The organism is Candidatus Planktophila vernalis, from assembly GCF_002288185.1.
Taxonomy (GTDB): Bacteria; Actinomycetota; Actinomycetes; order Nanopelagicales; family Nanopelagicaceae; genus Planktophila; species Planktophila vernalis.
This window is the reverse complement of record NZ_CP016776.1, coordinates 900,661-918,362: the sequence shown is the minus strand read 5'-3', so window position 1 is coordinate 918,362 and position 17,702 is coordinate 900,661. Positions and strand designations below refer to the sequence as shown.

Below are 17,702 nucleotides of genomic sequence, written 5' to 3'. Positions count from 1 at the left end.
TTCATCTCTCGGCCTCGAATAACAAGGGGTCAACCTGGCAATTTACAGTTTGTTATCTGATTGTTATCTGGTAATTACGCTCATTTCTCACGGCTTGAAGCTATTTCTAGAGAGCGCTCTCAAAATTGCCTACTTTGCATTACAGTTCGCGAAAGCCTTCTGCGGAGGAGTCCGCCTGACAGGAGTGGAAAGGACAAGCCATGAATCGTCAATCCCTGCATATAAGGGGGGCCGATGGCTTCCGTGCCGTGGCTTGTTTACTCGTACTTTTCCACCACCTGACACAAAAGATGAATCCAGATTCAGCACCAAGCTGGTTTGCAAGCATTCACCACTTTGGCATGCGCGGAGAGGTGGGCGTTAGTCTCTTTTTCGTACTCTCTGGCGCATTGCTCTCTTATCCATTTTGGATCTCCTTCATCAATGGCACCTCACACCCATCAATCAAGAACTACTCCATCGCACGCGTGGCGCGTATTGTGCCCGCCACATGGCTTAATCTCATTCTTTGCACATTGATTGCTTTGTATTTCTATGACATTCCTGTGAACTTCAACATGCTTATTTCGGGATTACTTTTTATTAATAGTTATCACTATTCAACCTTTTTTCCTGCCGAACTCAACGGTCCACTTTGGTCAATCGGCTTAGAAGTTTCTTGCTATGTCATTCTTCCCTTCCTTTTGTATCCAATTATCAAAAAGACAGGAAGCTTTCTGAAAGCTTTTGCAACACTTGTGTTTGTTCTCATTCTGCTACAGGTAGTAGTAAATCCTTGGGTTATTGAAACCTTCATGACAAGTGAGGATGGAAAAGGATGGGATAAAGGTCTAGTCGGGGGAGCAAAAGCCTGGCTTCCATATTGGAACGTCAACTCTTTCTTTTCTCAATTTTTAGTGGGTTCAATTGCTGCATTAGTAATTGCTCGCTTACGAAAAAACATTAAGCCAGATTCGATCCGCTTTGATATCGCAGGTGCAGGCCTTCTATTGGCAGCAGTTGCAGTGGTCGGAGTTCGGTTAATTCCTGGTTCACCAGATAGCTTGACCAAGCAAGCCTATCTTTCTCCAATCTATGCAATCATCATGGCCGCTGCTTTAGTCTGCATTGCCATGAGCCACTATGCCTACAAAGTCGTTGATAATGCATTATTTGTCTGGATTTCTAAGATTTCCTTTGGTGTTTACCTGTGGCATCAGGTGGTTCAAAACATTCTCCAGAGAAGTTTCAAGGAGTCTTATGTCTACTTTGGAATCACAGATATAGGGCAGTGGACAAGATTGAGCTTGATTGTTATTGCGATTGCAGTGGCTATTGCATCTTTGAGTTGGTATTTCTTTGAGAAGCCAATTCTTCAACGAGCTCGTAGAAAGATCTCATCATGAAGACTCGGATGTTTATAGCTCTGTCAGCGATTTTGTCCTCCACATTTCTCTATGCAATTCCGGCAGCACAGGCCTTCTCACCAAAATTTCCACTTTCTACATCAGGAAACAAGATTGTTGACTCCTCTGGCGCACAAGTAATTTTGCAAGGCGTCAACTGGTATGGAATGGAAAATGAACCTGGAACAGTCATAGGACTCAATGCTAGAGATTATAAACTTATGCTTAAACAAATTAAGCAGACCGGCTTTAATGTGATTCGAATTCCATTTTCAATGCAGACTTTGACTAAAGGAAAAGAAGTCTCTTCAGTTGCAGATTACATTGGTTCAAATAGAGAACTTAAAGATAAATCACCGATTGAAGTTCTGGATGCACTCATTCTCGAGGCCAACGTGCAAGGCTTGATGATTATTCTGGATAACCACTCACAGGCTGATCAGGGATATAGAAATGATCTTTGGTATGGCCAGGCAGGTTACACAGAAGATGATTGGGTTGAGATGTGGAAGTCTCTAGCAATTCGCTACAAAGATTCACCTAATGTTGTGGGTTTTGACTTAAAGAATGAGCCTCATGGAAAAGCGACATGGGGAGATGGATCTGCCACTGATTTTAGGCGCGCCGCTGAAAGAGCTGGAACTGCCATTCAAGAAGTTAATCCGAACCCACTAATTATTGTTGAAGGCATTGAGAACCAAGTTGCTGGTGGACAGAAATTATCTGGACATTGGTGGGGTGGCAATCTCGAGGGAGTCAGAAATAATCCAGTGCGTCTGCCAGTAGCCAATAAGGTTGTTTACTCTCCCCATGAATATGGCCCGGAAGTCTCACCACAGCCATGGCTGATCTCGAAAAACCTTGAGAAAAACCTGCTCGACCGCTGGAGTAAGGGATTTGGATATATCCATGATCAGAAGATTGCTCCAATCCTCATAGGTGAATTTGGCGCAAAGGATTTTTCTACCAAGACAATCAGCGGGCGATGGATGAAAGCCTTTACGGATTACCTTGGCAAAAAAGGTATGAGCTGGACCTACTGGGCTTGGAATCCTGGCTCCGCAGACACAGGTGGTTTACTCACGCCAGATCTTGTCACTTTAGAAAAGAAGAAAATGCCTACTATTCTCAATTTGATAAAAGTGCAAAAGAAATTAGTTGCGCAGCGATAATCACATTACCTGGATGCCCAGATAAGTCCATTTTGTATTGCTGTTGTAACTGAATCATTCTTTACGACATCTAGATTATGACCTGGGCTGCAAATAAAAATCTTCCCCTTGCCCCACTTTCGGACCCACATTGCAGGTGAGGTAACTTCACTATCCCAAGGGTCGCCCTCACGAGCCAGCTGAGTTGTGGTGGCAAGTACGTGCATATAGGGATCGGTGAGTAACCAGTACTGCTCTGTGATTAATTCAAAATCTTTAAGCTGCTGGGTAATTGGATGTAACTTTCCTTCAGGTGTGATTTCAATGGTGTGCGGGATAAAAAAGTCATCTTCATTTCCACTGCGCTCGGCCGGCGCTTTAGCAGGATGGGCAACAAACTTGCCACCAATCATTTGGTAGTACGCCTCAGATCGAGGGAAGCCGACAAGCACTCCGCCATGCCAGCCTACGAACCCAGTTCCATCAGCCACGGCATTTAGTAAGCCTTGGGTTGATTGCTCATCGATATCACTTTCAATACATTGAATGATGAGATCAATTTTCGACATGACGGATTTATCTGAATAAATGGTGGGGGAGTCTGAAACCTGTATGGAGAATCCAGCAGACTCAAGAAAATCGCGGAAATACTCAGTCGTCTCGACAGGCTGGTGAGCGGGTCGGCCCCCACGAACGATTAAGGTTCTTTTCACTGAGCGATACCTAGTTTCTTAACTACGAAATTCAATGGTCATAGATTAACTTGAAAATTCTTGAATCTGGGGTCGATGGGCTATAGACTCACCCGAATCTGAGAGCGCTCTCAAATATCGCGATAAAGGAGTAGGAATGCAATACCGCAGACTTGGCAGCACGGGCATGTATGTCTCTGAAATTACCTACGGAAACTGGATCACCCATGGCTCACAGGTTGATTCTGATGCGGCAAAGAAGTGCGTGAAAGCTGCTCTTGACTCAGGCATCACAACCTTTGATACGGCAGATAGCTATGCCTTTGGCCGTGCAGAAACCGTCTTGGGTAAATCCCTCAAAGGAGTAAAGCGTGAATCCTATGAGCTTATTACCAAGATCTACTGGCCAACCGGTGAAGGCAAAAATGACCGCGGGCTCTCAAGAAAACACATCTTTGAATCCTTCCACGATTCACTCAAGCGACTTCAAACTGATCACCTTGATGTTCTCATTTGTCACAGATATGACCATGAGACACCCCTAGAAGAGACTGTCAGTGCGCTTAATGATCTTGTCCGTCAAGGAAAAGTTCATTACGTAGGTGTCTCTGAGTGGAATGCAGAGGAGATCAGAAAAGGACTTGCGATTCAGGATAAAAATAACTACAACCGATTTATTACAAATCAGGCGCAATACTCAGCCCTTTATAGAGTCATTGAAAAAGAAGTAGTACCTCTTTCAATGCGGGAAGGTATTGGGCAAATCGTCTTCTCTCCTTTGTGTCAGGGAGTGCTTACAGGCAAGTATCTGCCAGGCAAGAAGCCACCAGCAAATTCGCGAGCTACAGATAAGAACAGCTTGGTAGGTGGAGCAGGCTTCATCTCGGGTTGGCTTCGAGATGATGTTCTCGCAGCAGTCCATGAACTTAAGCCCATTGCTAAAGAACTCAATATCACGATGGCTCAGTTAGCCCTTGCATGGGTTCTGAGTAATGAAAATGTCTCGAGTGCAATTATGGGTGCAACAACTCCTGCGCAAGTAAAAGAGAATGCAAAGGGCTCAGGAATCTCGCTAACTCCTGAAGTTATCAAGCAGATTAATAAGATATTGAGTCCGCATGCTGAAACAGATCCACGCAAAAACCAAAGTCCTAATCCACGCGCCTAACGAGAAATGAAAGAATCCAATGACAAATTTTAAAGGCAAGCGAATTCTCATCACAGGCGCATCCCGCGGCGTTGGCTTTGAAGCCTCAAAGCTATTCTTGAAAGCTGGAGCTCATGTGATTGGTACGGGCAGAGATGAAACTCGGCTCAAGGCTACGACTACAATTTTGCAGCAGCTAGGAGATTTCACACCATTGCTTGCTGACTTTGATGATGCACAAGCTCCGGCAGCAGTTGCTCAAGCGGTTAAAGCACAGTGGGATTCACTTGATATGTTGCTCAATAACGCTGCCGTTCAAACATATAAGTCAGATTGGATGGAAGAAGGATTGCAACTACTCAATGATCAGTGGCGCTGCAATGTCTTTGCACAGCATGAGCTGATCTTTAGACTCCAAGATCTTCTTAAAGCAGGCAGTGAACCACGCATTGTTAATGTCAGTTCAGGTGCAGGAAGTCTTCAAGCGCTCAAAGAGTCACCTGATATGCCCACCTATCGTCTTACAAAATATGCACTAGGTGGCATGACAATTCTGTGGGCTGGCTTACTCAAAGGACAGGTTGCTGTGAACGCACTTGACCCAGGTTGGCTAAAGACTGATTTGGGCGGTCCTGGTGCACCAGGAGAGCCATCTGATGGCGGAGAAAGAATGTGGGAAATCTGCTCACTTGACTGGAGTGAGACTGGAAAGTTTTGGCATGGAAACCAGGAGATAGATTTCTAAATTTTCGGCAAAGAAAAAAGGAAGTCCTCAATCTCAAGCCAAATATCTTCGGCAATAACTGTGTCGAAGTCAGCGATGTTCTGTAATACCTCATCCCTGCTTCGACATCCGACTAAAACGGCGCAGATTGCTGGGTGGCGCAGTGGAAATTGCATGGCAACTTGAGCAAGAGAGGTTTTGTGCTCAGAAAGAAATTTCTGAATTACTTGAGCGCGATGAACTATTTCAGGTGAGGCTGGCATGTAGTTAAAAGTTGAATCTTTGCCTGGGTTTATAAGAATTCCTGAGTTAAAGACTCCACCTGCTATTACGGAAACTCCTTTCTCTAGCGCTGCAGGAAGTAGGTCAAGAGCTGCGCTTTGATCGAGCAAGGTGTATCGAAGAGCCATTAAAACCACATCTATATCTGTCTCATGCACAAAACGTGTTGGAATAGCTGTTGTAGTAATACCAACACCAATGGCAGTGATTAATCCTTGATTGCGCATCTTTTCTAGAACTGGATATGCAACTGTGATCGCCTGGTCTGCATGATCATCTGGATCGTGAATAAAGACCATATCTAAGCGCTCAAGCTCTAAACGCTTAAGGCTATCTTCTAAAGATTTCTCAATTCCATAGGCAGAGTAATCAAAGGTCCGCTCCACTAGTGGATCAGAGTTTTCCCACCCTGGATCATCGCCACCGTTGCTTTTAACAAGTAGGCGCCCCACCTTGCTTGAAATCACAAGGCTCTCTCGGGGATAAGCTTTAATTACTTTTCCTAATCTCTTTTCAGCTGATCCTTTTCCATAATGCGGGGCGGTGTCGAAGAAATTAATTCCATGCTCAATAGAACTCTCAACAACTTGCGCTACTTCACTATCACTGACTGCGGCGAAGAGGCCACCAAATGCTGAGGTCCCGATAGCTAGTTGTGGGATCTCTAACCCAGATTTAAGGACAACCTTGGTGTTATGAGACATCGGTACCCCCTTTGGCAAATAAAAGAGTAATCCCTAAAATGATTGAGAGCGCTCTCATACTATGCTAGCCTCTCAGGGTGGATTTAGTTGAAACCGGCGGATACTCCAGCGCCGAACTCATTGCTGAGGCGCAGAGCCTGGTTTTAGATTCCCTTTCCCTCACCGATGCTGTGCGCATCGGGGAGGCGACAGCTGATTTAGCTGCCCATAAAAAGCTGCCTGTATCAATCGAAGTTCGGCTGGGTTCGTGGACGGTTTATCACATCAGCTTGGAAGGCTCATCTGATGGTCATGATTCCTGGATTTCCAGGAAGTGGGCCGTAGTGAATCATTCACAGAATTCTTCACTCTTAGAACTTGTGAAGTGCGAAGAGCTAGGACTATCTTGGTATGAAGCTAACAAGCTCCCAGAAGATGCCTATGCCGCCAATGGCGGAGCAGTGCCCCTGCATGTAAAAAATCAAGGTATGACGGCAACCTTAATCGTGAGCGGATTAGCCGGACCTGACGATCACAGATTAGCTGTTGCGGGGATAAGAGCGTTTAAAACTGGAGAGGGATTACAAGAATGAGCCTGAGAGACGTAGATACATCCTCACTTCCGCAATCATTTATTTGGGGAACAGGCACCTCCTCACATCAGATTGAAGGAGGTCACGCATCTGGCAATAGAGGCCGATGTATTTGGGATGACCTCTGTGATGTCCCGGGCGCAATTAAAGATGGCACTGGACGAAATCACCGTGGAGTTGAACACGTTGAGATGCTTGAAGAAGACTTAAATATTATGAAGGATTTGAGCCTAGATTCTTATCGATTCTCAATTGCCTGGCCGCGCGTGCAACCAGGTGGATCTGGAGCTTTTAACCAAAAAGGAATTGATTTCTATAACCGACTCATCGATGGCTTACTAGAGAGAAATATTGAACCTAACTTAACTCTCTACCACTGGGATCTTCCAAGTGAACTGCAAAAAATCGGTGGATGGGCCAACCCACAAGTTGTTGATCTTTATGCTGAGTACGCAGGAGAAATGTCTCGGCAATTCGGTGACAGAGTCAAATATTGGGCCACCTTTAATGAGGCATGGTGCGTTGCATGGCTGGGAAATCTGACCGGCGAACATGCACCAGCAATTCGTGACTTTCCAACGGCCGTAAAAGTTGCTCATCAACTAGTGCGTGCACATGCACGCGGTTCACAGGCGATAAAAGCGATTTCACCGCATGTCTTAGTGGGCGCAGTTAATAACCTTTCAAATCCTATGTTAGTTGGCCCTTCCACACCCGAAGCTCAAGCCGACCTAGTTATTGTCGATGGCTATAAGAATCGCTGGTGGATGCAGGGAATGTATGAAGGTACATACCCTGCAGATCTTGTTGAACTCTTCGAGAAAGAAACTGGGGTTTTCTGCGATCAAAGCGAGATTGGCGATGTCTCTCAGGGTCGTGATTGGATCGGAGTTAATTACTACAACGCTGATATTTTTGAAGCCGGTGGAAATGGAATTGGATTATTCCCTGGCACAACCAGTACATCTGGTGCTGGTTTTGGTACAGAGCGAAATGACATGGGATGGTCGTGGACGCCAGATGGCATCAAGGAAGTCTTGCTACGAGTCACCAAGCAGTATCCAAATATTCCTATTTTTGTTTCAGAAAATGGAACCTGCTACGGCGATGGTCCAGGTGCTGATGGCAAAGTGCATGACACAAAACGCGAAGAGTATTTAACGCAATATATTAAATCCTGTATTTCAGCATATGAAGATGGCGCAAATTTGCATGGTTACTACTTATGGTCTCTCTTAGACAACTTTGAATGGGCATGGGGATTTGCAATGAGATTTGGCATTGTCCATGTGGATTATGAAAATAACATGCGCAGAACACCTAAAAATAGCGCTTTGGCGTATAGAGATCTGATCAGAGCTTCAAAGAAATAGAGCCCCCGGACTCTTCTTTGCTCTTTTTGCTTGCTATTCTGTCTCCATGCGCGAAAATGTCACTCTTGAGGATGTAGCTAAAAGAGCTAAAGTTTCACGCGCAACTGTCTCCAGAGCTGTGAATAAGCCAGATTCAGTATCGCCGGATGCACTTAAGCGAATCAATAAGGCCATCGCTGAAATGCGCTACATCCCCAATCGCCATGCGAGAGCTCTTACGGGAGTGCGCTCAAAGTCCATCGGGTTGATCTTTTTCCATGACATAAAAACACTTTTTTACACTTCTTTCTGGGGCCACGTTATCAACCCAATTTATGAGAAGCTGATGAGCGAAGGCTATGAGCTGCAAATCATCGCGCACTCTAATTTAGATGAGAATGCAAGCGTTGAATCAGATGATTACACAAACAGTATTAGTCAGAAAATATCTGAATATCACGTTGATGGTTTCATCGTTGTGGGTCAGACTCCTCGGAATTTGGAATCGATATTTAATCAGATCAGGACTCCAGTGGTTGCTTTTGGCGAACCTTTATTCACAAGCGAGGCAGTGAGCTGGGTGGATACCAATAACTTAATTGGCGGGCGCATGGCAGTTGATTATTTGGTAAGTAAGAAAAAGAAGAAAATCGCCATTATCACTGGTGGATTAGAGGAACCGTGGAGCGTTTCTCGTTTTGAGGGATACAAAAAGGGTTTGTCAAAGGCGGGGATTGAATATGACCCGAGTTTGGTCGAGCATTCCTCCAACACTTTTTCGAGTGCGACAAATGTGACTCGACGATTAATGCACAAGCGCCACGATGTTGATGCAATATTTGCCGCTAATGATGAGATTGCATTTGCTGTGGTTCAAACGCTGAAGGAGTTAAACTTTGGGGTTGGAACTGATGTCCTGGTTGTCGGTTTTGATAATACAAACCGTGCAATTCAAACCTACCCACTTTTAACTACAGTCGGACAAGATTATGAAAAAATTGGGGAGTATCTCGTTTCAGGGCTCCTTGCGAAGATGAAAGGCGAAAAGGTTAAGTCAAAGAAAGTCACACCAAAATTAGTCATTCGCGATAGCGCTTAGTTTGAACCCATGCACGAGGCGATTTCGACACCAGCTCAGTTTTCTTCTTTGATTGAGTGTCAATGAAATATCAAAGTGAGTGGCACTCCGGCTTACTGCCACCCTCATTTACAGATAACACTTCCCACTTTTCACAAATAATCACTCCAGCGGTGCTTGCATATGCAGCAGGGGATGCATTTGGAGTCCAGTTTGAGTTTGCGCCTCGTCGTCAACAGATCATTCATGTTTTGGAAGAGAAAGAGGGTTGGCCGCTAGGCGGGGTGAGTGATGACACCTTATTGAGTCTTCTGACAATTGATTCCTTACATGAAACAAATCCCACCAAGGCTGCAGAGAGGTTCCTTGTAAGTCTGCGCAGAGATGCTCCAAAACTGCGTGGGTTAGGACCCACGACGCGAACAGCTTTGGGAATGGCTGTGAAAGAAAACGAGAGAGGAACTATTGGCAATACAAATGGAGCCATGATGCGCACTGCTTTATCTGGACTGGCATTTTCACCATCATCGGCCAGGCTTCGTCGTCAATGGATTGCCGAATCAGCTCGCATTACCCATTCCCATGTCACTGCCATTTCATGTGCAGTTTTAATGGCTGCAGCTTTTAGTGAAGCAACAGAGTCTTCTTCGCTAAGTAGTGAAGGAATACTTGAAGCCATGAATAAGGAGATAAGTGCCAATAACACAATCCCACTCAATATTGTGCAAGCAATAAAGAGATGTGATCAATGGACGCCTCCTGCTGAAGGAACATCACTTGATCCTCTAGAAACCCTTTTGGCCGTTTTGTGGTCAACGCTGGGAGCAAAAGATTGCGCAGATGCTTTTTCAAGGGCATGTGCTTTAGGAGGAGACACCGATACGGTCGCTGCACTTTCAGGTTCGCTGTTTTGCGCGTGGAACCCAACAAATCATGGATTATTCTCTATCCAATGGCTACCTCAAGTTGCATGGAGTGAAATCACATATGTAAAGCAAGCAATTGAACTCATTATAAAAACACGGGAGATTCATGAGTAAAAGGGTTTGGATTATCGGACCAATCGCATGGGACACCGTTTTGTATCTGCATGAATACCCTAGCGCCGGAGGTTTTGCCCAGGGATATAAGAAGATCGAACGCCCTGGTGGTTCAGCTGGAAATGTAGCTTTAGGTCTAGCAACTACTGGTGTTGAAACCGGATTTGTCTGCTATCTCGGCAATGATGAAATTGGTAAGAAACTTGAAGATTTACTGAACTCCAGCAAAATCAAGAATCTAGAAATCACGCGAGTAGATGGACCTTCATCGCATGTATTGGTAACTATTGATCAATCCGGGGATCGGACAATATTTGGACTCAATGAGAGTTATTTAAGCCAAGTCAATCTAGATAAGGTCCTTTTGCAGCCTGAAGACATTGTCTGCTTTGTACTGTGGAGGCCCTACTTCTTGGAAAGTTTGAAGAAAGCTCAAGCAGTAGGTTGCACAACAATATTGGGTGTTGAAGCTTTACATGACCCTATGGTTACTCATGCAGATGTTGTGATTGGCTCACGTGCTGAATTTAAGAACGATAACGACTTAGTTCCTTTTCTTGATCGTTTTCCAACAATCATTGTCACTGATGGTGAGAACGGAGCTAGGCGATTAACACAAGAGGGGATTAAATTTCAACCAGCTTTTCCCGCCGAAACAATTGACACAACTGGGGCAGGGGATTCATTTTTAGCGGGTTACCTAGCTGCTTATGCACACGGGCATACTGATGGCACACATGCAATGGAAGTCGGTGCACGATGGGCGGCATTAATGGTCACCTTGCCTGTTTCCATCCCGCCTGATTTTTCTCTACTTTCAGGGTCCAAGACACTTCTTGAGTGAAATGTAGGAGTGCCCTTTGGGCGTGTTACCAAAATATGCCCGTGTCCTTGGAGGACCATGTAACTAATACATCCTTTACTACTTCAACGAAAGAGGCTAGAAAAATGGATCAAAACATAGGCATAGGAAGACTGAAGGTAGTTGAACTTGGCTTTAACACCACTCGAATGCTCTTTACCTTTGGAAACCTTGGAGCAATTGCTATTGATGCATTGGCAGATTTAAGCGATGGATCAAAGCTGGCTCTATCAGTTGCTGTAGTAATCCTGAATATCTCATGCGTGCTCTCATTCGATGCAGAACTTAAGATTTATGCAGCATTGAGCAAAGACACAGGTGATGAGAACTCTGCTTATGCTAAAAATGGTAGAGAAACTCCATGGGGAGTCTTTAGAGTCTTTTGCCTAGTGATCTGTATTGCTGCTGCTGTCACGCAGTGGATGGCTATTAACGGATAGGTTGACAGCCTCAGTTACTCTTTTATAGTGGGATTTAAGGGCACGTTCTTTAAAGGGCTACTCATTGCCCTTTCTCTTGCACTGATTCCTGTTACAGCTGTATCTGCCCAAAAGATTACTCCGGGTAGTGCGTGCAAGACAGTTAACCAAAAAGCGACGTATCTGAAAAAAACTTACACCTGCATTAAATCTGGAAAGAAGCTGGTGTGGGACAAGGGCGTGGTCGTAAAAAAACCAACTCCTCAACCAACTCCAACGGCGATAGGTGATCCTGAAGGTGCGATTGGTGGAACGCCAACTCCTTCTCCAACACCAACACCTACGCCAACTCCTACTCCAACCCCAACTCCGACGCCAACTGTTAAACCATGGGTACCACCAACTGCGCCAACAGGCTTTAGTGATGTAGTTGCACAAGCAGATGGAATTGCTTATTGGGCATGGAAAAAGGCTGCTCAGAAGGTTGAATCTTCCTCGACCAAGCTTGGCGTAATGGAGATTACAAATGGACCCAATGTGGTTATTAACAATCCGAATCCACTTGTGGCACTTAATTTAGTCTCACGTTTGAGTGCAAATTATGAAGAGCCCAAAAAGGTAGTCATCATCTATGCAGGAGAGAAAGATATTGAGTGGGGTCAGAAACAAATTGATGAGTTCTGTGCTGGACGAGTGTGTGGATATGACGTAGCTGGAGAAGCAAAAAAGGCTTGCAATATTCCAGTTACTCCATGCTGGGGTGGTTTAGCCTTGCGAAATCGAACCACAAACACTCCAATGATTTATATGACTGCAAGTGAGTGGGGCAAAACTGACCCTGGACATACATCGGGCACATTAGAGGCCCATGAGTACTTTCACACCGTTCAAGCGGTCTTATTAGCAAACGTCGGATGGGATCGGGTGCCTAGATGGCTCATCGAAGGTGGCGCCACATGGGTGCAACGTGCAACGGTTTATCACACTGATTTTGATAAGTATGTAATTGAGAGAAGTAGAGACAACAGCGATACTTTGTCCAGAAGTAAACCTACAGCTGCCTGGATTGAGAAATTCCTTGACCCTGACTACACCACAGGTTGGGATAAATGGAACGGTAATGAATACGACCGATGGGCTGTCTATGACGTTGGTTCTCTTGCTACAGAGGTCATGGTTGCTATTGGTGGACCAGATAAATTCATGGATCTCTACAAAGTTACAGGTAGTGGCAAGAGCTTCACACAAGCCTTTGAGAGTATCTATGGCGTCTCATGGCGAGATGGTGTGAAGATAATTGCGAATGCGATTGTGGCCCAGCAGAAGTAACTTCATCAAACTATTTCCATTGCCCTTAGCAACTAATTGTTTTAGAGTTGAACTGTGAAGAAGCTTCTTGTACTTATCCTTGCAATCTCTCTTTTAACCCCTGTGAGCGCTGAGGGAGTTGAATACGGGCAGGATGCAACGGGTGATCCCAATACGGTACGAATAAATGGAGGTGCCTCTGGCTTCCTCTATTCAGATCGACTTGTCTTCACCGCAGCTCACAACTTTGATGGATCTGAAAACTGGTCAAACCTTGGATTTGTAAATGCTCCTGGCGTTAACAGCACATCAGAGCAGAAGAAATACAGCATTTATAAAATTCTTAAACCGCCAACATATAGAGCTCGCTTAGGCTCAGATAACACAAGAATAGATGATTTTGGGATCTTAATTTTACGTGAGAGTATCCCTATGCAAAATAAAGTTGAAGTAGCTTCACCTGCTGACATTGAATCTTTTATTCGAGAGAAAGCACCTGTTGTAATGGTGGGATATGGCTTTCAAAATGTAGCTCAGCGATCCGAGACACAAGCGTGGAGAGACCGAGCCCCTCGTAAGATGACGAGTGTTCTCGTTAGCGGTGATGACTTACGTAAGTACTACGCTGCTTACCCATTATGGCACCAGCCAAATCAAACAATGCTTGATTTCGGAATTCCGAATGATGCAACGAATGGATCGGTTTGTGATGGTGATTCTGGAGCCGGGTTCTTTGTTCAGAAAAGCAATGTTCGATATTACTTAGCAGCTGTTGGCGGACAACAAGCGGGAATCACAAATTGCAACGCCCCGTTAGGGAGTTTCGCTCCAAATGGTGGGATGTCTGGAGTTAATCCAGCTCATAAGCACCTGGCTCTAATTAAAGAAGCTGAAGATTTTGTTGCAAATGAGAAAAAGTTAGAGGCAATACAGGAGGCGGCGAGAGTTGCTGCAGAGCTTAAGGCTAAGCAAGATGCTGATGAAAGAGTAAGGGTTGAGGCAGAGCTCAAGGCTAAATTAGAGGCCGAAGCAAAAGCTGCTGCGGAACTCAAAGCTAAGCAAGAAGCAGATGCCAAAGCTGCTGCTTTAAAGAAAACCACCATCACCTGTGTAAAAGGCAAACTCACCAAGAAGGTGACGTCGGTAAAGCCAAAGTGTCCTACGGGCTTCAAGGTTAAGAAGTGACCTACTGACTGAGTATCAGAGGGTAGTTTTTTGCTCTCTTCCCCTTCATAATTGATAGGTGCGCAACAAGCTTCTTGCCTTATTGATTACAGCTCTTACCTTGGCCTTCCTTCAGCCGGTAGCACTCGCAGCTGTTAAGCCCGGTACGGCTTGCAAAGTACTCGGCAAAACAAGTACATCATCTGGAATCAAATACACCTGCATTAAATCTGGGAAGAAGTTGGTGTGGAACAAAGGCGTTGCTGTTAAACAGCCTGTGCCTGTGGCGACACCAACTCCTTCTGCAACACCCACACCAACTCCTTCTGCATCAGCAACCCCTTCACCAACACCCACCCCAACAAGATTTGAACCATGGAGCACCAACATTGACTCCAAGATGCTCAGCGATGAAGCTCAAAAGAACTTCTTAGCATGGGTGCAAACCAGGACAGGTGCAACAAAAAACCACACTCAGCTGATTCAAGAGAATCGCTACTCAAGCCGGATCTCGATCCTAAAAAAAGCTGATGATTTAAGTGCTCAGCTCTTTAGCTCCTACTTCTCACAGGGCTCTAAGACAATCATTGGTGCAACAGAGAATTGGACTGTTGAGCAGCTCGCAAAGACTGGATGGAATACACCAAATTGTAACAATCCGTATATGCCAGGTGTTGCACTATGTCTAGATGGAGTTATGCGGCAGGGGTATGTAATCACTGGAGACTCTTCATATGATGAAACAAGACCAGGTAGTGATGGCGCTGCACTGCTAGCACACGAGTATTTCCACTTGGCACAGACAAATATAGCTAAATCCTCAAATCGTTTGCAGATGAAAAGCGGTGATGCAGGTAGCACAAGCGCATTTCCTGTCTGGTTTATTGAGGGCACCGCTGAATTTGTTGGTTATTCAGTTGGAGTACTCTCGCAGAACGCCAGTTATTGGAATGGACGAGCTGCAATGTTGTCCTATTCACCACCTGGTCCCTCAACAAATAGGAACTCAATTTCTGATTATGAAATCCGTGTCTGTTGCGGAAATGACACCCCTACATACCCATACAACATTGGCCTAGTGGCCAGTGAATACATCATTGCCTCTGTCGGCTTCCAGAAACTGCTGGATATCTTCACCGACTATGGAACTACCAAAAACTTTGAGAAGAGCTTTGAATCTGTGACTGGGATTTCAAAGGCTGTTTTCTATGAAAAGTTTGACCAGGTTAGAACTAAGGTCGGCTTGCCGCCAATTTCTTGGAAACTGGATGGGCTAATTAATAAGAGGATAGGCGGCTAAAGCCCATGGGGGGCTGCCCAAAGTTGAGAAGCCTTTAATCTGTCAGTCACCCACAGTAGTTTGAAGCCATGTTAGAGACCCTCTTTATAGCCACTCTGATCTTCCTCTTCCTTAACCGCTCAAAGAAGAAGCGCCGTCCGCGCTCGCTAGATAGTGAACTCAAAGAGTTAATAGCAACTGATCAAGAGAACAAAGGCATAGCACTTGATATAAAGAACTATCTCCTATGGATCATTGAGTGCAATAACAATGATGAAGAAAAGTTCAATGATCTTCAATTATCAAAAGCCCAAGAGATCATTGATAGAGCAGGCCCAGCTGCCTTCTACTGGATGAGTGATATCGCAGCACAGCTAGCCCTTCTCTGCGCAGCCCAGATCAATGGCATACCAACGAATGTGAACGTGGAGCTAGGGGCCAGTGCAACGGCGGGGGATGTGGTGAGGGTGGTTGTTAAGTAGAAATACAGGAAAATGGGTTAATCGCAATACACTTTGCTTAAACAGTTCTAGTTTTATCTAGATAAGAATCTGAGGGTCAAATGAAGTTCATAACTCATCAGCATCGATTTGGCCTCGACATAATTCACTCTGATGAAAGACTTGCCACGCTTTGGAAAGATATCGAAACAACACTTAATGGATTGACCGATGAACGAATCATAGAAGAGTACAAGCTGTCCGAGAATGCGATGAGCATCAGTACGGCAATAAACAACTTGATAGACACAGATTTAAAGAGACTGGGCTGGACTCCACAAAGTGCAATTTTTCAGGGCAGTGAGTATGAAGGTAAATCTTGGCGACTAGATTTCGCAAAAACTGCAGAGAAATCAAAAGATGGCAAATCTGGAATCGCAATTGAAGTGGCCTTTAATCATGGCGAAGCTATTGCGTGGAACTTACTCAAGCCCGTATTAGCTGCCGAGATAAATCACATTGATACTGCCACAGATATCGGCGTTGGTGTTGGTGTATACATTTGCGCAACTGAAAACTTAAAAGAGGCTGGAGCATTTGATGGCGCTGTTGGTGAGTATGAGAAAGTTTTGAGATATTTAAGCCCACTTTTCGGAAAGCTAACTGTCCCAATGGTCATTGTTGGACTCGAAGCACCTGAGACATTTCGTGTGGAAAAGAAGAAGAATTCACTTACAGGTAAAAATAAAGGATCAATAGTTCAAATCTAATTTAGCTTTTCGATTTCGGCTGCAATGACTCTACCAACTTTTTCAATTAAACCAATTACCAAGGCATTTCCCATAAAGAAGGCACGCTTGCTGTCAGCCACGACTTTTTCCTGATCATCTCTTTGCGTCCAGTTATCCGGAAAACCATTTAAACGCTCTAATTCAATAGGAGTTAATCGACGGTACCCATTCTTAGTTTGAATAATGTGCTTAAAGCGAGAAGGAGTATTTCCGCCTTCTGCGGTAAGAATGGTGCGGCTTGGGTTAGTGAGTAAGTCTGGGAATGCCATCTTTCCTTCAGCGTAGTTATAAGTAGTACCGGAACCCTTATGGGTTCGTTCAATGCTTTTTGCGCCCTTTAGGTATTTCCATTCCTTTAGGCGCTTTTCTTCCACCCAATACTCATCAGGTACTTGAGAATCTGGCTGTAGAACATCACCCAAAACCATTGCAGTCTTTGAGAGCTTTGCTTCAGATTTCACAGTGTAAGCAACGCCATCTTCGTAGTAGCCAGAGTTCATGAACAAACTCTTGCCACCACCCTTATTAAAGCGAGTACTAATCTGATCTGCCTCATCATCGAGGTCAATCTCTTGAAGTTCAGAAGTTAACTTTTCAATAGGAAGAGCACGAGCCAGGATGCCTGTCTTTCCGATGATGCTCTCGGGAGTCTGCTTCTTAGCCCCTCGCTTCTTTTTGGTTGCAACAATGAATACGCGGATACGACGTTGAGGGAATCCATACTCAGCGGCGTTCACAACACGCCATTCAATTGTGTAACCCTCGTCGCCAAGAGTCTTAAGCATTACTGCAAAATCACGGCCACGTTGATTAGAAGGTGATTTGAGCAGGCGATCTACGTTTTCTAAGAAAATGAATTTTGGTTTTTGTCCCTGAACAAGGCGCAGAATTTCCCACCAGAGGACACCCTTTTTACCTTTGAGTCCCTTAGAACTATTGAGAGTCTTTGCGACTGAGTAATCCTGGCAAGGAAATCCGCCAACAAGTAAGTCAATATTTCTTGGGAGAGAATCTACACTTCCAATATCTTCGTTGCTGTGTCCATCTTCACCGAAGCGCGCTACATAAACATCAGAGGCATGTTGAACTTTTGTGGCTGGTTCCCACTGATTTGAAAAAACTGTTTTCCATCCGGCACGAGCTAGGCCAATCCGAAAGCCACCAACGCCTGCAAACAATTCTGCAACGTTGCCAACCGGTTTAGCCGGTTCTCTGTAACCTTCTGATTTATAAGCCACTTGTTACCTCCGCCCAGAAGCATAGGAACTCCCACTGACAAAAGGTGGGATCGACTCGCAAATTAAGCCCATAA

Annotated in this window: 18 protein-coding genes; 15 read left to right on the top strand and 3 right to left on the bottom strand. The window is 44.9% G+C overall.

What is annotated here, in order from left to right; genetic code table 11:
* Positions 1-200: 200 nt before the first annotated feature.
* Together A7sIIA15_RS04805 and A7sIIA15_RS04800 are read left to right on the top strand one after the other, a co-directional pair.
* A complete protein-coding gene (locus A7sIIA15_RS04805) occupies positions 201-1,385 on the top strand; it encodes an acyltransferase family protein (protein ID WP_095686035.1) in 1,185 nt (394 codons plus the stop codon).
* Complete coding sequence (locus A7sIIA15_RS04800) at positions 1,382-2,557, top strand: glycoside hydrolase family 5 protein (RefSeq protein ID WP_095686034.1); 1,176 nt, start codon at positions 1,382-1,384, stop codon at positions 2,555-2,557. The genes A7sIIA15_RS04805 and A7sIIA15_RS04800 overlap by 4 nt, the downstream gene beginning before the upstream one ends.
* Positions 2,558-2,562: 5 nt before the next feature.
* Here the strand turns inward: A7sIIA15_RS04800 and A7sIIA15_RS04795 are convergent, their stop codons facing one another.
* Positions 2,563-3,249, bottom strand: a complete 687-nt coding sequence (locus A7sIIA15_RS04795; RefSeq protein ID WP_223298235.1) for a ThuA domain-containing protein — start codon at positions 3,247-3,249, stop codon at positions 2,563-2,565.
* A 136-nt stretch (positions 3,250-3,385) separates the two neighbouring features.
* On the opposite strand from A7sIIA15_RS04795, the gene A7sIIA15_RS04790 reads away from it, so the two are divergent.
* Positions 3,386-4,396, top strand: a complete 1,011-nt coding sequence (locus A7sIIA15_RS04790; protein ID WP_095686033.1) for an aldo/keto reductase family protein — start codon at positions 3,386-3,388, stop codon at positions 4,394-4,396.
* Between the two features lie 19 nt (positions 4,397-4,415).
* Positions 4,416-5,120 (top strand): SDR family NAD(P)-dependent oxidoreductase, encoded by a 705-nt coding sequence (locus tag A7sIIA15_RS04785; protein WP_095686032.1) that lies wholly within the window; start codon positions 4,416-4,418, stop codon positions 5,118-5,120.
* On the opposite strand, the gene A7sIIA15_RS04780 is transcribed toward A7sIIA15_RS04785, so the two are convergent.
* Positions 5,117-6,085, bottom strand: a complete 969-nt coding sequence (locus tag A7sIIA15_RS04780) for an aldo/keto reductase (RefSeq protein WP_095686031.1) — start codon at positions 6,083-6,085, stop codon at positions 5,117-5,119. The two genes, A7sIIA15_RS04785 and A7sIIA15_RS04780, sit on opposite strands and share 4 nt — an antisense overlap.
* Positions 6,086-6,162: 77 nt before the next feature.
* On the opposite strand from A7sIIA15_RS04780, the gene A7sIIA15_RS04775 reads away from it, so the two are divergent.
* The 11 genes from A7sIIA15_RS04775 (at position 6,163) to A7sIIA15_RS04725 (ending at position 16,369) form a co-directional block, all read left to right on the top strand.
* Positions 6,163-6,657, top strand: coding sequence for a heme-binding protein (locus A7sIIA15_RS04775; RefSeq protein WP_095686030.1), 495 nt, complete (start codon positions 6,163-6,165; stop codon positions 6,655-6,657).
* Complete coding sequence (locus tag A7sIIA15_RS04770) at positions 6,654-8,030, top strand: glycoside hydrolase family 1 protein (protein WP_095686029.1); 1,377 nt, start codon at positions 6,654-6,656, stop codon at positions 8,028-8,030. Before A7sIIA15_RS04775 ends, A7sIIA15_RS04770 begins: the two co-directional genes overlap by 4 nt.
* A gap of 46 nt (positions 8,031-8,076) precedes the next feature.
* The gene (locus tag A7sIIA15_RS04765) at positions 8,077-9,108 is read left to right on the top strand and encodes a LacI family DNA-binding transcriptional regulator (RefSeq protein ID WP_095686028.1); all 1,032 of its coding nucleotides are present in this window, start codon (positions 8,077-8,079) and stop codon (positions 9,106-9,108) included.
* 62 nt (positions 9,109-9,170) lie between these two features.
* Positions 9,171-10,127 carry an ADP-ribosylglycohydrolase family protein gene (locus A7sIIA15_RS04760; RefSeq protein ID WP_150123725.1) on the top strand — a complete coding sequence of 319 codons (957 nt, stop codon included), beginning with the start codon at positions 9,171-9,173 and terminating at the stop codon, positions 10,125-10,127.
* Positions 10,120-10,971, top strand: a complete 852-nt coding sequence (locus tag A7sIIA15_RS04755) for a carbohydrate kinase family protein (protein WP_095686026.1) — start codon at positions 10,120-10,122, stop codon at positions 10,969-10,971. The genes A7sIIA15_RS04760 and A7sIIA15_RS04755 overlap by 8 nt, the downstream gene beginning before the upstream one ends.
* A gap of 104 nt (positions 10,972-11,075) precedes the next feature.
* Entirely contained in the window at positions 11,076-11,429 is a 354-nt protein-coding gene (locus A7sIIA15_RS04750; protein ID WP_095686025.1) for a hypothetical protein, read from the top strand.
* A 27-nt stretch (positions 11,430-11,456) separates the two neighbouring features.
* A complete protein-coding gene (locus A7sIIA15_RS07050; protein ID WP_150123724.1) occupies positions 11,457-12,737 on the top strand; it encodes a hypothetical protein in 1,281 nt (426 codons plus the stop codon).
* A gap of 54 nt (positions 12,738-12,791) precedes the next feature.
* Complete coding sequence (locus A7sIIA15_RS04740) at positions 12,792-13,901, top strand: trypsin-like serine protease (RefSeq protein WP_095686024.1); 1,110 nt, start codon at positions 12,792-12,794, stop codon at positions 13,899-13,901.
* A gap of 58 nt (positions 13,902-13,959) precedes the next feature.
* A complete protein-coding gene (locus tag A7sIIA15_RS04735; RefSeq protein WP_095686023.1) occupies positions 13,960-15,180 on the top strand; it encodes a hypothetical protein in 1,221 nt (406 codons plus the stop codon).
* Between the two features lie 68 nt (positions 15,181-15,248).
* A complete protein-coding gene (locus A7sIIA15_RS04730) occupies positions 15,249-15,641 on the top strand; it encodes a hypothetical protein (protein WP_095686022.1) in 393 nt (130 codons plus the stop codon).
* 80 nt (positions 15,642-15,721) lie between these two features.
* On the top strand, positions 15,722-16,369 hold the full coding sequence (locus A7sIIA15_RS04725; RefSeq protein WP_095686021.1) for a BglII/BstYI family type II restriction endonuclease: 648 nt from the start codon (positions 15,722-15,724) through the stop codon (positions 16,367-16,369).
* On the opposite strand, the gene dcm is transcribed toward A7sIIA15_RS04725, so the two are convergent.
* Entirely contained in the window at positions 16,366-17,628 is a 1,263-nt protein-coding gene (gene dcm, locus A7sIIA15_RS04720; protein ID WP_095686020.1) for a DNA (cytosine-5-)-methyltransferase, read from the bottom strand. The two genes, A7sIIA15_RS04725 and dcm, sit on opposite strands and share 4 nt — an antisense overlap.
* Positions 17,629-17,702: the final 74 nt, after the last annotated feature.

Bases quoted from the DNA above. Each gene is read 5' to 3' on its own strand.
- A7sIIA15_RS04755 (WP_095686026.1), top strand. From the start codon at position 10,120: ATGAGTAAAAGGGTTTGGATTATCGGACCAATCGCATGGGACACCGTT.
- A7sIIA15_RS04780 (WP_095686031.1), bottom strand. From the start codon at position 6,085: ATGTCTCATAACACCAAGGTTGTCCTTAAATCTGGGTTAGAGATCCCA.
- A7sIIA15_RS04730 (WP_095686022.1), top strand. From the start codon at position 15,249: ATGTTAGAGACCCTCTTTATAGCCACTCTGATCTTCCTCTTCCTTAAC.
- A7sIIA15_RS04760 (WP_150123725.1), top strand. From the start codon at position 9,171: ATGAAATATCAAAGTGAGTGGCACTCCGGCTTACTGCCACCCTCATTT.
- A7sIIA15_RS04805 (WP_095686035.1), top strand. From the start codon at position 201: ATGAATCGTCAATCCCTGCATATAAGGGGGGCCGATGGCTTCCGTGCC.
- A7sIIA15_RS04800 (WP_095686034.1), top strand. From the start codon at position 1,382: ATGAAGACTCGGATGTTTATAGCTCTGTCAGCGATTTTGTCCTCCACA.
- A7sIIA15_RS04750 (WP_095686025.1), top strand. From the start codon at position 11,076: ATGGATCAAAACATAGGCATAGGAAGACTGAAGGTAGTTGAACTTGGC.
- A7sIIA15_RS04790 (WP_095686033.1), top strand. From the start codon at position 3,386: ATGCAATACCGCAGACTTGGCAGCACGGGCATGTATGTCTCTGAAATT.
- A7sIIA15_RS04725 (WP_095686021.1), top strand. From the start codon at position 15,722: ATGAAGTTCATAACTCATCAGCATCGATTTGGCCTCGACATAATTCAC.
- A7sIIA15_RS04770 (WP_095686029.1), top strand. From the start codon at position 6,654: ATGAGCCTGAGAGACGTAGATACATCCTCACTTCCGCAATCATTTATT.
- A7sIIA15_RS04765 (WP_095686028.1), top strand. From the start codon at position 8,077: ATGCGCGAAAATGTCACTCTTGAGGATGTAGCTAAAAGAGCTAAAGTT.
- A7sIIA15_RS04785 (WP_095686032.1), top strand. From the start codon at position 4,416: ATGACAAATTTTAAAGGCAAGCGAATTCTCATCACAGGCGCATCCCGC.